The organism is Rhodococcus sp. P4_F3_2 (assembly GCF_056401335.1).
On sequence record NZ_JBFUJN010000014.1, the window covers coordinates 94933 to 109870 of the forward strand.

Below are 14938 nucleotides of genomic sequence, written 5' to 3' on the forward strand. Positions count from 1 at the left end.
AGGCGGGTGAATCACGCCACGCAGAATTCGTTGCCCTCTGGGTCGGCCATGCTCACATGGTGACCTTCGAATCTTTCCAATTCTGAGGCGCCCGCGCGTAGTAGTCGTTCGACCTCGCGAAGGATTGTCGCCCACTTCTCAACTGGGGTCCCGTCTCCGGATACCCGGAGATCGAGATGCAATCGGTTCTTGGCGACCTTGGATTCAGGAACCTGTAGTAGACAGAGTCGGGGAGCCACTCCGAGCGGGTGGTGCAACCAAGCGCCGCCCATCCCGTCGCCTTCGTCGTCGAAAGTGGCCAGCCACTCCTCCCGGGTCGAAAAAGGCTGCGGTGGTGGCTCATCGACGTATCCAGCGGCTATCTTCCAAAACGTAGCCAAGCGGTCGGGGTCTGTGCAATCCATCGTCAGATCGACTCGAGTGAGCATCTGTCGATGTTAACGCCCAAGACAATCGAGTGTCGGGAGGTGGGAAGCTTGCGGCATTCTTCGGAACCAAGATACTCGCCGCTATTTCCGCGTGCGACGTGGGCAGTCCACCGGTCCGTCGGCGGCTCGATTGTCAGCAGCAGCAGATACTCGACCAGTCGCTTGTAGCGTCGATCCCGTATTCGGCCCTGTGCCAATGTGCAGGAGGACGTCACCGCAACCGCTGTCGGGGGCCGCGTTCGGGAATGTCGAACAAGCCGATCGTTCGGATCGCTATCATTCTGGCTACGCCCGCCGACCGGGCCGGGATCTCGAGGAGACGCGTGAACCACACCACGACCGAATCTACTGCCGTGCCGCCCGCGTCGTGGTTGCCGATGAAGTACCCTCGGCGCGGCGGTTTTGCCGCCGACGTGGCACCTGTCGATCCCGCAGCCGGTGCCGAACTCGATCGACAATTCGACAGCGACGACCAGTTTGGCGAATTCAGTTCAGCGTATTTGGTCAATGATCCTGATCCTGACGAGCTCACCCTCGCCGCCCGGAAGTATCAAGCCGGTGAGATCTCCGCTGTCGGTGCAGCTGCTTTGTACTGCATACTCGGCCGCTACGCAGATAATGACCGGCAACAATCGACACTTCTCGTGGACGGGTTGGTGGCACGGCACGGGTTGGTCTTCGCGGTCGAAGCACTCTTGGAATGGGCCGACCTGCGGTTCGTTCATGTTTCGGTGCCTGTGTCAGAGCTGGGACCCGACGCGGTAATTGTAGTGGCGAACATCGGCGGTGAGTCGCCAGCTGCGGGATACAAGATGCCTGAGTATGTACTGCGCGAGCAGCTCGGGCGGACGGACGAACCTGATGCGCAAGTGGTCCGAGAGCACATGCTCGACCGTATGCGCGGTCTGTTGGCGACAGCCTCTGACGAGGACTACGCCGCAGCCCGAGAGGTGGCGTCGTCGATGCGCACCAACAGCACCCGCCGTTTGACGGCGTCGTACATCTTTCCGACCGAGGAAGGATGGTCGGAAGAACTCATCATGGGAATGCGCGCTCGGTGGTATCACTGGAACACTCAGCTGACGGTTTCGTCGAACACGGTACAGCAGCTCGAACGGGTCGCCGACTCACACGCAATGCGCAGTTGGCTCGAGGACGACGCGATGGTTGCCGCAGTAGTTGACGGCATAGGTGCAGGTCTTACCGGACTGTTGGTCGATGCGTTCGACAAACCAAACCAGTACGGACACATGAGGGACGAGGCGACACTGCTCCGAATCCTCTGGGCGCTCTCGGCGATACCCACCGACGAAGCCTTCACTGCTCTGGTCGAACGTCGCCACGTGAAGAGTGCGTTGCCCGCGGTCCTACACGCAATGCAACATTACCCACGTCGAGCATTGAAGATATTGGCAGAGAGGGATATCGACCTGTTGGACCGTCACGTGCGGGCGAATCCCGACATCGCCGCCGAGCTGTCGCCTACACTTCCCGAGCCTGCACGGCGAAGGATCGCCGAATTGTCGACGCCGACGCCCGAGGCCACGGATCTTCCGCCCATTCTCGTCGCGCCGCCATGGTCGAACAGAAAGAAAGCGCTCGAGGTCGCGGTGATCGGTGATCTCGTTGCTCCTGAAATCAGCCGAATAGTCTGGCTTCCAGGTGAACTCGAACAAATCAAGAACACTCCGAGCGACTACTCCTACACCACGTGGGAAAATTACAAACAGTATGTGCAGGATGTATCACCGCGTTCCACCCATGACTGGAACACCTGGGTGATTTTTCTACTGGCCCCAGACGAAATCGCGCGCCCGTTCCTGACGGACTGGCCCGGAACCTCGCTCAAGGATCCACTTCGGGTTGTCGCTCGCTACGAACTCGATGCGCTGCCGCTGATGCTTCGCTTCACGCGCGCTCATCCAGGTGCCGCGGCGCCATACTTGATGCCATATGTCGATATCGATGTCGCGCGCGTGCATGCGACGATGTTCGCCACCAGGAAGAATCTCCGCAAACCTGCGATGGCGTGGCTGGTTCGACACGCTGAAGATGCAGTGGCACTACTCGTTCCAGACGCAGTGGGTCCGGCAGGTGCTCAACGTGATCATGCTGCCGCCGCCCTGCGTGCGCTCGCCAGAACAACCTCACGCGAGACAGTGGTCGACGGAGCGAACCGGTACGGCCCCGAAGCCGGGCAGGTAGTCGCCGGCATTGTCGATCTCGACCCGCTCGAGATGTTGCCCAAGCGGATACCGAAAACTCCGGTTTGGGTGGATGTCTCTTCACTTCCGCTGATTCTGAACGAGAATCGATCAGCCGCACTGCCGACGTCGGCGGTGTCGACGATCCTGACGATGTGCGCAATCGGAACCGCGGACGCTCCTTACGCCGGACTCGATGTAGTAACTGCGTACTGTGACCGATCGTCGCTCGCCGAGGCCGCGTGGGAACTATTCGAACGATGGTGGGGTGCCGGCGCTCCGTCGAAGGACAACTGGGTGATTCTTGCGCTGGGTTGGCTCGGCGACGATTCGACCGTGGCAAGATTGGCACCCCTCGTCAGACGGTGGCCAGGTGAGAATGGTGCAGCACGAGCACAACTCGGTCTCGATGCACTGGCTGCACATGGGTCAGCCCGCGCGTTGACAGAACTCGATCACATCTCCCGAAAAATGAAGTTCAAGTCGTTGAAGAACGGAGCGGCACAACGCGTCGCAGAGTTGGCCGACAGTCTCGGGCTCGATCGAGAACAGCTGGCCGACCGGATCGTTCCTGATCTCGATCTGACGCCGGACGGCACTATGAACTTCGACTACGGGACGCGGATGTTCACCGTCGGTTTCACGGAGGCTCTCGTGCCTTATGTGCTCGACGGAGGAGGTAAGAAGACGTCAGGACTGCCCAAACCCACCAGAAATGACGACGTTGTTCTCGCCGAGAGTGCGAAGAAGCGATTCACCGAGCTTAAGCGAGAAACGAAAGCTGTTGCTGCCGAGCAGATCAAACGCCTGAACCGTTCGATGGTTACCGGGCGCCGCTGGACTAGGACAGAATTCGACGACTTCGTGCTCGGCCATCCGCTGCTGATTCACGTTGCACGGCGACTGCTGTGGGCATCGTTCGATGACAGCGGTCTGCCTACAGTCGTGTTCCGGGTCGCGGAGGACAGTACCTTGGCCGACATCGACGACCAGACCGTCGAGCTACCGGAGGGCCGTATCGGGCTAGTACACCCCGCGCACATACCCGATACGGTGGGCGCGTGGTCCGACGTGTTCGCCGACTACGAAATCTTGCAGCCTTTCCCACAGTTGGGTCGTGCTGTCCACGATCCGCTACCCGATGACGTCGACGGGAGTGGTCTGAGTCGATTCACCGGAGTAACCGCCAGCCCCAGTCAGGCACTGCGGTTGACGTACAGAGGATGGGAACCGGTGTGGGAGAACCCTGCTTCCTGGGGACAAGGCCTGCTGTACCAGCTCAGCGATGACGTGTCTGTTCTGCTGGGGTTGGAGCCCGGGATGGGGACGGGAGACCCTTACAACGGGTACCCCGATCAGAAGCTCGTTTCGGTGGAACTCCGTGGGGGGACTTTGAACGATGTCGATCGTGCGACGGTCTCCGAACTCATCGCAGACTTGGCAGGGTTCGCCTCGTGACTTCACGAGTCCAGCGCCCACCGGCTGAGGAGCGGTTTGCCGAGGAACTTGCGCGTTTGGCCGAAGAAGACACTGGGCCGCGACCACCGGGGTGGCGACTAACCCTCACGTCGGCGCGGACGTTCGTCATGGGCGACGTCGAGCTGGGAATAGCGCCGAAATACGTAGGCAACGCATCGCTCGTCGAACGCTCACTCGTCACCTTGGCGACGACACGTGGATTGATGCTGGTCGGAGAACCTGGTACTGCCAAATCGCTACTGTCAGAGCTCATCGCCGCTGCCGTGAGCGGGGATTCGACCCTCACGATCCAGGGCGGTGCCGCCACGACCGAGGATCAGATCCGGTATTCGTGGAACTATGCACTGCTCGTCGCGGAAGGCCCCTCGACTCGATCGATGGTTCCAGCGCCGATGATGCGTGGAATGGCCGAGGGACGCGTCGTGCGGTTCGAGGAGGTCACGCGGTGTCCGCTCGAAGTGCAGGACACTCTGTTGTCGTTGCTGTCCGAACGGGTGCTGGCAGTCCCGGAACTTTCCGGAGACGACGCAATGGTCTATGCCCGTGAGGGTTTCAATGTGATCGCCACCGCAAACACCCGCGACCGTGGCGTCAACGAGATGAGCGCCGCACTCAAACGGCGCTTCAACTTCGAGACCGTGCACCCGATCGCCGATTTCGACACCGAAGTCGAACTCGTGCGAACAGAATCGGCGGCCTTGCTGCGTGCTTCCGGTGTAGCCGCAGAACAAGATCCGGCAGTGTCCGAGTTGTTGGTCACGCTGTTTCGTGACCTACGTACAGGATTCACCGCGAACGGATCGCCGGTCGAGCGACTGTCATCGGTGATGAGCACGGCTGAAGCGGTGTCCCTTGCGCATGCCACCGGTATTCGTGGGTGGTTCTTGCGAGGAGACGCCGGTACCGTCACCGACCTCGCCGAGTCCCTGGCCGGCACGGCGACGAAAGACAACAGTGAGGATGCTGCCCGGTTGCGCCGCTACGTCGAGAAAGTAGGGTCGCAGCGGACGAGTGCGGCATGGCAAGAGCTACGCCGGGCGCACGCACGTCTGACCGGACCGTGAGCGTCGCTGTGGTGGACGCTGGTCGCGACGTCGTGGTGATCGGGATTCGGCACCACAGCCCTGCGTGTGCTCGGATCGTGGCGGAGACCATTGAACGCTTGCAGCCGACGCATGTCTTGATCGAGGGACCCGCAGACTTCACCGATCGAATCGATGAACTGAGACTCGATCACAAGTTACCGATCGCGCTGTACTCCCACGTGCGACGAGGAGCGCACACACGTGTGACATGGGCTGCCTTCACCGATTGGTCTCCAGAATGGATCGCCCTTCGGTCGGCCTCCAAGGTGTCGGCGGAGGTTCGGTTGATCGATCTTCCCGCCTGGCACCCCGCTTTCGACGGGCCGCCGGACGAGTACAGTGTGGCTGCAACAGTATTGGCGGCCCGACTGGGACTGGACACGGTCGACGCGATGTGGGATCACGTCGTCGAGTCGCGCGCCGATACGCTCACTGTCGAGGAATTGACTGCCGTCCTCGACGACTACTTCGATGCGATCCGGGTAGGTGACGCCACAGTATCCGAGCGCGAACAGTACATGGCATCGTGGATACGGGCCGCTCGAGAGCGCCCCGGAAGCGGTGCGGTCGTTGTCGTCTGCGGCGGGCGTCATCGGCCGGCGATCATGTCCGAACTGGCTCGCGGTAGACCGACCGACGGATTCTGGCCCGCCGTTCCGACCGCGGGCCCTGATGTCGACATCGGCAGTTACCTGGTCCCCTATTCCTACAGTCGTCTCGACCTGGAATCCCCATGGTGGTACGAGAAGCTCTGGCAGAAAACGACATCGGCCGGGGAGGTTGCAGCCGCGGCGATCGTCCGTGATTTGCGATCCCGGAATCAACGCGTCTCGACAACGGATTTCATCGGATTCCGTACGCAGATCCTCGGACTCGCCGCTATCCGTGGTCACGCGCTGCCGACGCGACGAGATGTATTAGATGCTGCAGCAAGTACATTGGTGGGTGAGGCGTTGGCGTCGCCGCTGCCTTGGACACTCGCAGGGGAACCTCTGGGGCCCGAACCCGACCCCGTCATCTCGGCCTGTATGCGCACGATGCGAGGTGATCGGCGGGGCACGCTACACCCTGATTCACCGGTACCGGGATTGGTTTGTCACGTCGATATGCTCCTCGAGGAGTTCGACCTCTTGCCCCGCCCTGTTGCACTCGACTTGGCCGACGAGCGTAGTCGTCAGCGTAGTCGTGCACTACATCAGTTGCGTGTGCTGGGAGTGCCAGGATTCGAGCGAACTGCAGGTCCAGGCAGTGGTTCTGCAGTGGTGTCGACAGAACGGTGGATGATTGTCGACTCCGCAGACCGCCTCCCGGCGCTGGTCGAGGCTGCAGCCAAAGGCCATACTCTGGTAGAGGCAGCTGGGGCCACCCTGGAATCTTCGCTGACTTCGGCTGCGGCTGATGTCGAGCGTCTTGCACACATTCTGTTCGATGCAGTTCTTTGTGGACTCGACTCGGTGGCTGACCGAACCGAGTCGATCGCATCCGAATCATTGAAGGGCGTAGGAGATCTCGGGGGCACAGGCCTGCTGCTTCGAGCCGCTCTGGACCTGTGGCGGCACGACTCACTCTTCGGGAGCCGAGGGTCCACACTGCTCGGGGCGATAATTGATTCGGCGTCCTCGCAGGTCGTTGCGTTGGCGCACCGAGTTCGGGCCACGACCGGTGGCGCTGATCTCCTCCGGATATCAGCTCTCGCAGCGTTATCCGATGCGATGGAGTATGCGACGGAGATCCTCTCGACTGATCCGGCCGACGAACTGACCGCTCTGGCACGTGACAATGGTGCCGCGGTCGACATCAGGGGATCGGCCCTGGGAACGTCCTGGGATCGAATTCCCCCCGATGCAGCAGTCGACGCCGTTCGATCGATTCCTGCAGAACACCTCGGTGATTGGTTGTGCGGACTGTTCGGAGTAGCACGTGAGCGTTTTCTGGACGCGGAATCCAGCGACACAGTGTTGACCGCCGTCGATGAAATCGTGAGCAGACTGTCCGAACACGAGTTCCTGACAGCACTTCCCGCGCTACGGCAGTCCTTCGAATTCTTCCCTCCCCATGAACGCGACATCATCGCGCGCCGCCTGACAACGTCGACACCAGAGGTTGCAGTCGTGAACTCCCTGGATGTCGGAAGGCAGCTCGACGCCCGGGTGGACGACGCGCTTGCCCAGATCGGTATGCGATGAACATCGAACGATGGCGGCTGATTCTGGGTGATGCGTCGGCCGGAGTACTCGGTGATCCAACGGGCGATGCGGCTGAACGCGACGACGCGTTGGAGTGGCTGTACGGCCGTGACCCGGCTCGCAGCGCGCAGGGCGTTCGCGCTGGAACTTCCCGACTGCAGGGGACCGACTCCGTAACGACTGGAGACAACCCGGGTGGCGGAGATACGCCCGGTTCCCCGGGTGCGGTTCCGCCGAGTCGCAAGGATGGGCGGTATCGCCCCAATGGGCTCGGCGAAACGACGGTGACGGCCGTGGACTGGCTCGACGACATCCACCGTCTTTTTCCTCGCGAGACAGTTCATCGACTCGAACGCGACGCCGTGGAGAAATACGAAATCACCGAAGTGGTGACAGATTTGGAAGCGTTGCAGCGTATCGAGCCCAGCGTGACTCTGCTTCGAGCAGTGCTGCGTACCAAACACCTGATGGATCCCCGAGTTCTGGCGATGGCAAAAAAGGCTGTCGACAATGTCGTACGCGAGTTGATCGAGAGGCTCTCGGTGGACGTCCGCAGGACCTTCCACGGCAAACGTAGCCGGCACAGAACAGCGTTTCGTAATTCGCGCAATTTCGACTTCGAGGCAACGGTTCGCGCCAATCTGCAGCATTGGTCACCGCAAACACGCAAGATTGCTATCGAAAAGCCTTTGTTCACTTCGCGAACTCGTCGGCACACGGATACGTGGACGTTGATTCTGTTGGTCGACCAGTCCGGATCGATGATCGACTCTGTCATCCACTCGGCGATCACCGCTGCATGTTTCTGGAATGTCCCCGGATTGAGGACTCACCTCATTGCATACGACACCAATGTCGTCGATCTCACGTCCGAGGTTCTCGACCCGGTCGAGCTCTTGATGAGCGTCCAATTGGGAGGCGGGAATGACGGTGCAAAGGCCGTCGATTATGCCGCGCAACTTGTGGATACGCCGCAACGAACGATTGTTGTCATCATCTCCGATCTGTACGAAAGTGCACCGGATCGGTTCGTCCGGAGCGTTGCCGGTCTCACGGACAATGGTGTGCGTGTCCTGGCGCTTGCTGCGCTCGACGATGCTGGTGACCCTGATTACGACCGTGAAATTGCCCGTCGCTTGACGCGACTGGGTGTGCACGTCGGTGCGATGACTCCCGGAGGGCTGGCCGAATTCGTGGCCGGTTGTATTCGATGACGTCCCGGCCTGATCTGGCTGCGCTCACCGACGATGCGCTTGCGCTGGTCGCCAATCGCGGGCTCGTCAAGCGAGCCGCGCGTATGTTCGCCGAGGAAACGCCTGAACTCTTGGTGACGAGCGAACGGATCCTCGTCAGGTACGGCGACGGTGTCGAAACCAGTCTTCCTGCCGGCATTCCATTCTCGGAAGCGTCGTGCACGTGTGGCGCAAGCTCGGTGTGCCGGCACCGTGTCGGTCTCGTTCTCGTTTATCGGGCGAATCACGGGTCGAGCTTCGATCACATAGACTGGACGCCAGGGGAATTCGATGACGAGGCGCTGGAGGCATTCCTCGGAGGGGCGGTACTGGCACGGGCGAATCGGACCAGGCTGCAGGGCTACCAGGCAACAGTGCATCGAGCTCGAGGTACAGATCCTGTTGTGCGAGTCGAACTCCCGCATTGCACGGTCCGGTTCTTGGTCCCACACGAACTGAGTCACGCCCATTCTTCGGCATCTGCGCACACGACGGCAGAAGCGATAGCACTTGCCGTGTGGGCGGTTCGGGCGGCGGACGAATCCGGAACCGACCATGTGCACGTGGGTCGGAGTTCAGTCGTGCGAGATGCTGATCGAAGTGCTCTGGCAAGGGCCTTGGCGCGGACGATCCTCGTGGACGGTCTGTCCACCACAACGGCGGTGCAACACGCCACTGCCGTCAGAGACACGCGCACAATTGAGGCAGGTTCCGCAATCTGGTTGGCCGATGCGTGCATAGAACTGACTGACCAGATCGAGGCCTATTCGATGCGGCATGCCGGGCACAGTCCCACACGAGTGGCGATGATCATCGCCGAGATTCATGCGAGGGTCGAACTCGGTGAATCGGTCGATTCATCGCTTGCCGGGACAGTACTGGGGACCGAGACTCCCGGTGAAACTCCGCTGCGTCGTTCACGTTTGATCAGTCTCGGCGCGAGGGTGACGGCGACTGGCGATTCGACTACCGCCGATATCTACTTCGCCGAACCAGATTCGGATGCAGTTTTTCTCATGAGTCACGATTGGTCGAGTGAATCCGACGAGGCACTCTCCGGGTATGCGATCTCGACTCGCCGAATTGCCGGTTCGACGGTCGCCGCTTTGGCTTCATCGACAGTGCTCACAGAATCAGCGGTTCGCCGTGCCAACCACAGAATCCGCCTCGGGCGTAAAGGGATCGGGCGTACTTCCATTCTCCCTCTTGGTGTCGACGCGTGGGAAAAATCGATTGACGTGGTGGACGATTACGCCGAGATGCATCGCCGGTTCATCGAGCGCCCGCCGTCGTTTGCCCGAGCCCGGCTGACTACCGATGGCGTCGGTGTGATGCGAATAGATTCTGTAATCAGCACCGATTACGCTCCTGCAGAACAGATATGGACAATGCGGGTCGGAGATGGGCGTGGCAACCTGGCGCAGGTGAGCGTCGTACATCGAGCGCAAGCGCCCGGTGCAATCGACGCGATGGTCCGGGCAATGTCGGCCCGGCCGAGGGCCGTGAGCGGTCGGCTGACTGTCCGTGCCGGTGCGTTGTGGATGACACCATTCGCTGTTGCATGCGACCTCGGCGTCATCGTTCCCGATCTCGAAGAAGGCCTCGGCAGTGCGACGATGACTCGCGCAGTCACGACGGGCGGTGTGGACGCCATCGACAGTGCGCTGGAGGGAGCTCTATCCGTACTCGCGGACATCGCTCACCGCGGGCTGAGAAATGCGGCTGAGCCTACTATTTCTGCGCTTCGTCGTTGTGCAGCAGGGGTAGTCATGGTCGGTATGGATTCAACGGCGCGAGCCTTGGAGTGCGTAGCCGATGCGATTTCGTTCGGTGAGCTGGAGACGTCGGCAGATGCGTGGGTTCATGCTGTGATCCGGATCGTCACGGCCATCGAATCACGTTGAGACACCCGGCTTTGCAACCCTTCCAGTGATCAGCCTGCCTGCAGGCTTCAATTCTGACGGGCTGCCAATGGGTATACAGGTTCTGGCTCGCAGTCATGCCGATCTGGACCTGTTGCAACTCGCGCACGGCTTCGGCAGCGTTGACACTAGCTCTGGTGGAGGGTTGACCAGAATGTAGTTAGGTGCCATATTAGTTGCATGGCAGTGGACGGAACCGATCACGACTCACCCACTTTGGATCAGGCGCGGCGGCAGTTGGAGCATTACGGCCTCGGGTCCGATCCGCAGGCGGTGCTGGTTGCGGTGCGGTTGATCTCGGCGGGCGCGCGGCTCGGTCGAGCGACTGAGGTTCACTTCGCGAGGTATGGACTGTCGACCGGCCGTTACCGACTGCTTGCGGATCTGGAAGACCACGACGGGGAGAAATCTCCCTCGCGACTGGCCGCTGATCTCGGCGTCTCGCGAGCCACGGTCACCGGCTTGGTCGATGGGCTCGAGCAGGAGGGTTTGGTCGCTCGACGTCCGTCCGCGGAGGACGGGCGTGGTGCGGTGGTCGTCCTGACTGCTCGTGGCGCTCAGCGGTTACGTGACATGGCGCCCGAACACTTTGCTCGTCTCGAGGAAATGGTCGACGAGCTCACTGTCGACGAGCGAGCGGTTTTTTTGGATCTGCTCTCGCGGGTCGTTCGCGGTATCGGTGCGCTGACTGCGGAGTAGTCGGCTGGGATTCCAAGTATTCGCGTAGCGATTCGAATCGTCGTCAATTCTCGACAGAGACTTCTCTTTTCATGCCCAAATAGTTAGCCACCTAATTATAATCGGAAAGTTGGTCTCCTTCATGTCCGGACTCACCCCACCGATCCGTCGCGAAAACAAAAGGGAGATAACCGATTCCAATCGATTCGACTCGGTTGCCGATCGTCGCGGCGCACGACCTTTCATCCTGTGGAGAGAGGTGCTGGTCGCCTACCTTGCCCCCGCGCTGATGGCGGGTGCGGGCGGAGTCGCATCCGGCCAATCGGGCCTCACGACGGCGGCATTTACGTCCATCGCGGGCACGTCGGCAGTGGTGGCGTTGCTGATCGGCTCCTGGCTGCAGCGTCGCGGGAGGTTACGACCGTGGACCACGGCCCTGCCTCGCGTCATGGTGGCGGCAATTCTTGCCGTCGGAGCCGCTGTGATTGCTGGTCTCGTCGGGTGGTTCGCCTCCCGTTGGCTACCAGCTCACACGAGTGTGGTCGACACCGCTTGGCTTGCTCGCCTGCAACTCGATCTACCGATATCTGCTGCTGTCGCTGCCGTCATCGTCAGCTGGCGATGGCGCCGTCAGAATCCCTGACAGACAACACATGTCAAAGATCCCCGGCTTCGCGGGGAAGACCGAAAGGAACACGATGATCGTCATCATGGGAGCGTCCGGAACCACAGGCGGCGCGTTGCTACGCAGTCTCGCATCCTCGGGTGTGCCGAGCCGAGCGTTGTCCCGCGACCCGGACAGGCTGCGCGCCCACCTCGGCGATTTGGCCGACGGTTTGGTCGAAGTAGTGTCGGCCGATGCCGCAGACTCAACTTCGCTACGCACGGCTTTCGAAGGGGCTGAACAACTTTTCCTTGCCATGGCCAACGGACTCGAACAGGTCGAGCTCGAAACGCGTGTGATCGACATCGCCGCCGAGAGCGGCGTCGAACACATCGTCAAGATCTCCGATCCCGCCGCCGCGACCGACTCCCCCATCGCTCTCTCCCGTGGCCACCATGCCGTCGGCGAACACCTGCGCGCATCCGGGATCCGCCACACTCTGCTCCGCCCCTATGCGTTCATGCAGAATCTGTTGCTCCTGGCTCCGGCGGTGGCTGCGCAAGGGGTGATTCTGGGCGCGATGCGGGACGCGCCGTGCAACTGGATCGACTGCCGAGATATCGGTGACGTCGCCGCGGCCGTGCTCACACGCGCCGACCTCGCCGGCGGTACCTACGTCCTGACGGGTAGCGAGGCAGTCGGCTACGGCGGCATCGCCGATTCTCTGACCCGCATGCTCGATCGCCCCGTCCAATATATCGACCTGCCACCGCACGAACTACGGCAAAACCTCGTCGATCATGCCCACATGCCTCCGTGGCTGGCCGAGCACATTCTGGAGATCCAGCAACTTGCCGTCTCGCGCCCGGAGTCACCCACCGACACGGTGGCACGTGTCCTGGGGCGTGAGCCACGAAGCCTGGATGCGTTCCTGCGTGAGCATCTGGACCGTTTCCGCTGATTCACGCTGCGAGAGCAGCGCCGCCAGAAGTCACGCGGTTGATCAACGAGCCCACCGAATCCTGATCGGACCTCGTACGGATTCCGGGTCGACGACTTCGCCGCCCTGGGTGATCTGTACTTCGCCGTGGGCCACCATGTGGCGGGCAGCCTCTCGGACGGGGTCCATCAGCGGACGCCAATTGTCGGGTGCCGCTGCGCGGGCCACGTCGGAGGGGCAGATGCTCGACTCGGCCGATCGGGCACTGAGTAGTTCGCGGATCTTCGCCGCCAGTTCTTTCTCTTCCACCGTATGACCTCAGTTTCCGGACGTGACCGTAGGCCTTCGACAGAGTATGAACCTTCGGTTCGGCGAGTTGTGGCGAAGGAATGGTGCACATCGATAATTATTGACGGCGTGGAGAATTCGAGTGCAACGCGCCGCGACGTAGTCCGAAAGTCGTATTCGGCCAGATCCCAGGAGTACGCGGACCTCTTCGGTTCGATGGATTCGACGCATGTATCTGATCGGGCCCTGGTGACCAGCTGGGCTGCCACTTTGACCGGCCCCGTGCTCGACGCCGGGTGCGGGCCGGGGCAGTGGACAGACTTCCTGGCCCAGAGCGGGCTGGCTGTGAGCGGGATCGATCTCGTGCCCGAGTTCGTCGAACGAGCCCGCACCCGATACCCGGATCTTTCCTTCGAGGTCGGGGGCTTCGAGGCATTGGACGCGAAAACGAATTCACTGGGCGGCGTGCTGTCCTGGTACTCGCTCATTCACCATCACCCGCAAGATATCGAGGCACCGCTCGCTGAATTCGCGCGCGTGATCCGCCCAGGTGGTGGGTTGCTGGTGGGCTTCTTCGAAGGCACAACGGTAGAGCCTTTTGATCATGCCGCGACGACTGGTTATCGATGGCCGGTGACCGAACTTGCCGAGGTGCTGGTCACAGCGGGTTTCGACGTGATCGAGACCCATACCCGGACGGGAAGCGGTTACAGGCCGCACGGCGCAATCACTGCCAGCCGGCGCGGCGTCGAATAGCGGATCGAGACAGGGCGAGCAATTCTCTTTCATTCATTTCGTGTGAGTGGTGTGCTGGATGAGTCACTCCCCGGCTTTTTCAGCACCGGATCATCCACAGTTGAAAGAAGGCGCCATGACCACGATCCATCTTCACAAGACGACCACTGCGACGCCCGAACAGGTCCTTGCCGGCCTGACCGACTTCGGCCCGGGCCGTGAGGAAATCTTCGGCCGCAGTGCGGACAGCTACCTGAAAGTGCACCAACAAGGACCCCACGATGCTGATGTCACCGAGGGCTCCAGTGGTATCTGGGAGCGTCTGCACTACGACTGGACCGACCCGCACCGCGTCGTGATGACAACCACCGACTCCAACCTGTGGGGCGGGGCGTCGAGCCATACCTACACGCTGACCCGGCAGCCGACGGGTCTGACCGATGTCGACGCCGTCGTGGTCCGGGACGGCAAGAACCTCAAGGGAAAGCTCCTGGCGTCGGTACTCGGACTCGTCGGCACCCAAGTGCTGGGAAAGTCGTTCACGAAGTCCATCGATGCCATCGAAGCTCGCAACGGTGGCGCGAGCGGCGGCAACACACAGTGACAAGAACCTGACGGACTTGTCAGAGCGCTTCGAGGGCTTCCGTCATCTTCTTCACCGTCTCTGGTGCCACTTTGGCTTCGAATCCCGCCTTCAGGAGAGGCGACGCAATCTTGGCGGCACCGTTGAACTCGACGTTCGCGTGATATTCGATCTCGGTCGAGTTCGGACCCACCGAAGTCAAGGTGATGTCGTCGGTACTGGTGGCAGTCTTGTTCTTTCCTTCGAGAACAACGTGATTCAGCTCGTCGGTCACCAGCGTGTACGTCAGTTCCGTGGTGACGCCGAACAGCTTGGACACGTTGTGCCACTGGGTTCCGATGCCGACAGCGCCGTCGGAGATCTGCGTGCAGCTCTCGGTGCCCGGATCCCACGTCGGCGCATTGGCGAAGTCGCGGAGAAACGCCGCAGCCTTTTCGATCGGTACCTCGGCGGTGAATTTGCGGGTGACGTCAACCATGCGGTGGGCCTTTCGGTTCATTTTTCGGCGGTAGTGCCGCGGTGAGAGTTCGTTCCGACGCCCGGGCTACCCAAACTCGACGAACGGTAACCGTCT

Annotated in this window: 13 protein-coding genes; 10 read left to right on the forward strand and 3 right to left on the reverse strand. The window is 61.2% G+C overall.

The window, feature by feature from the left end; translation table 11 throughout:
• Positions 1-11: 11 nt before the first annotated feature.
• Positions 12-428, reverse strand: a complete 417-nt coding sequence (locus AC1DWA_RS17125; RefSeq protein ID WP_020909695.1) for a VOC family protein — start codon at positions 426-428, stop codon at positions 12-14.
• Positions 429-751: 323 nt separating this feature from the next.
• Here AC1DWA_RS17125 and AC1DWA_RS17130 point away from each other — a divergent pair, with 323 nt between their 5' ends.
• The 8 genes from AC1DWA_RS17130 (at position 752) to AC1DWA_RS17165 (ending at position 12779) form a co-directional block, all read left to right on the forward strand.
• A complete protein-coding gene (locus AC1DWA_RS17130) occupies positions 752-4090 on the forward strand; it encodes a DUF4132 domain-containing protein (RefSeq protein ID WP_157902086.1) in 3339 nt (1112 codons plus the stop codon).
• Positions 4087-5175 carry an ATP-binding protein gene (locus AC1DWA_RS17135; protein ID WP_003943024.1) on the forward strand — a complete coding sequence of 363 codons (1089 nt, stop codon included), beginning with the start codon at positions 4087-4089 and terminating at the stop codon, positions 5173-5175. The genes AC1DWA_RS17130 and AC1DWA_RS17135 overlap by 4 nt, the downstream gene beginning before the upstream one ends.
• Positions 5130-7382 (forward strand): DUF5682 family protein, encoded by a 2253-nt coding sequence (locus AC1DWA_RS17140; RefSeq protein ID WP_477846566.1) that lies wholly within the window; start codon positions 5130-5132, stop codon positions 7380-7382. The genes AC1DWA_RS17135 and AC1DWA_RS17140 overlap by 46 nt, the downstream gene beginning before the upstream one ends.
• On the forward strand, positions 7379-8596 hold the full coding sequence (locus tag AC1DWA_RS17145; RefSeq protein WP_003943008.1) for a VWA domain-containing protein: 1218 nt from the start codon (positions 7379-7381) through the stop codon (positions 8594-8596). The genes AC1DWA_RS17140 and AC1DWA_RS17145 overlap by 4 nt, the downstream gene beginning before the upstream one ends.
• Complete coding sequence (locus AC1DWA_RS17150; protein ID WP_477846567.1) at positions 8593-10518, forward strand: hypothetical protein; 1926 nt, start codon at positions 8593-8595, stop codon at positions 10516-10518. Before AC1DWA_RS17145 ends, AC1DWA_RS17150 begins: the two co-directional genes overlap by 4 nt.
• A 198-nt stretch (positions 10519-10716) precedes the next feature.
• On the forward strand, positions 10717-11235 hold the full coding sequence (locus tag AC1DWA_RS17155; RefSeq protein ID WP_003943230.1) for a MarR family winged helix-turn-helix transcriptional regulator: 519 nt from the start codon (positions 10717-10719) through the stop codon (positions 11233-11235).
• Positions 11236-11473: 238 nt separating this feature from the next.
• On the forward strand, positions 11474-11857 hold the full coding sequence (locus tag AC1DWA_RS17160) for a hypothetical protein (protein WP_477846568.1): 384 nt from the start codon (positions 11474-11476) through the stop codon (positions 11855-11857).
• A 10-nt stretch (positions 11858-11867) separates the two neighbouring features.
• Positions 11868-12779, forward strand: a complete 912-nt coding sequence (locus AC1DWA_RS17165; RefSeq protein ID WP_230544109.1) for an NmrA family NAD(P)-binding protein — start codon at positions 11868-11870, stop codon at positions 12777-12779.
• Positions 12780-12821: 42 nt separating this feature from the next.
• Here AC1DWA_RS17165 and AC1DWA_RS17170 read toward each other — a convergent pair whose 3' ends face one another.
• Positions 12822-13067, reverse strand: coding sequence for a DUF3253 domain-containing protein (locus AC1DWA_RS17170; RefSeq protein WP_019745995.1), 246 nt, complete (start codon positions 13065-13067; stop codon positions 12822-12824).
• A gap of 108 nt (positions 13068-13175) precedes the next feature.
• On the opposite strand from AC1DWA_RS17170, the gene AC1DWA_RS17175 reads away from it, so the two are divergent.
• Positions 13176-13802 (forward strand): class I SAM-dependent methyltransferase, encoded by a 627-nt coding sequence (locus tag AC1DWA_RS17175; RefSeq protein ID WP_477846569.1) that lies wholly within the window; start codon positions 13176-13178, stop codon positions 13800-13802.
• Between the two features lie 115 nt (positions 13803-13917).
• Positions 13918-14385 (forward strand): hypothetical protein, encoded by a 468-nt coding sequence (locus tag AC1DWA_RS17180; RefSeq protein WP_020971317.1) that lies wholly within the window; start codon positions 13918-13920, stop codon positions 14383-14385.
• 19 nt (positions 14386-14404) lie between these two features.
• Here the strand turns inward: AC1DWA_RS17180 and AC1DWA_RS17185 are convergent, their stop codons facing one another.
• Positions 14405-14842, reverse strand: a complete 438-nt coding sequence (locus AC1DWA_RS17185; RefSeq protein WP_290286679.1) for an SRPBCC family protein — start codon at positions 14840-14842, stop codon at positions 14405-14407.
• Between the last annotated feature and the right edge of the window lie 96 nt (positions 14843-14938).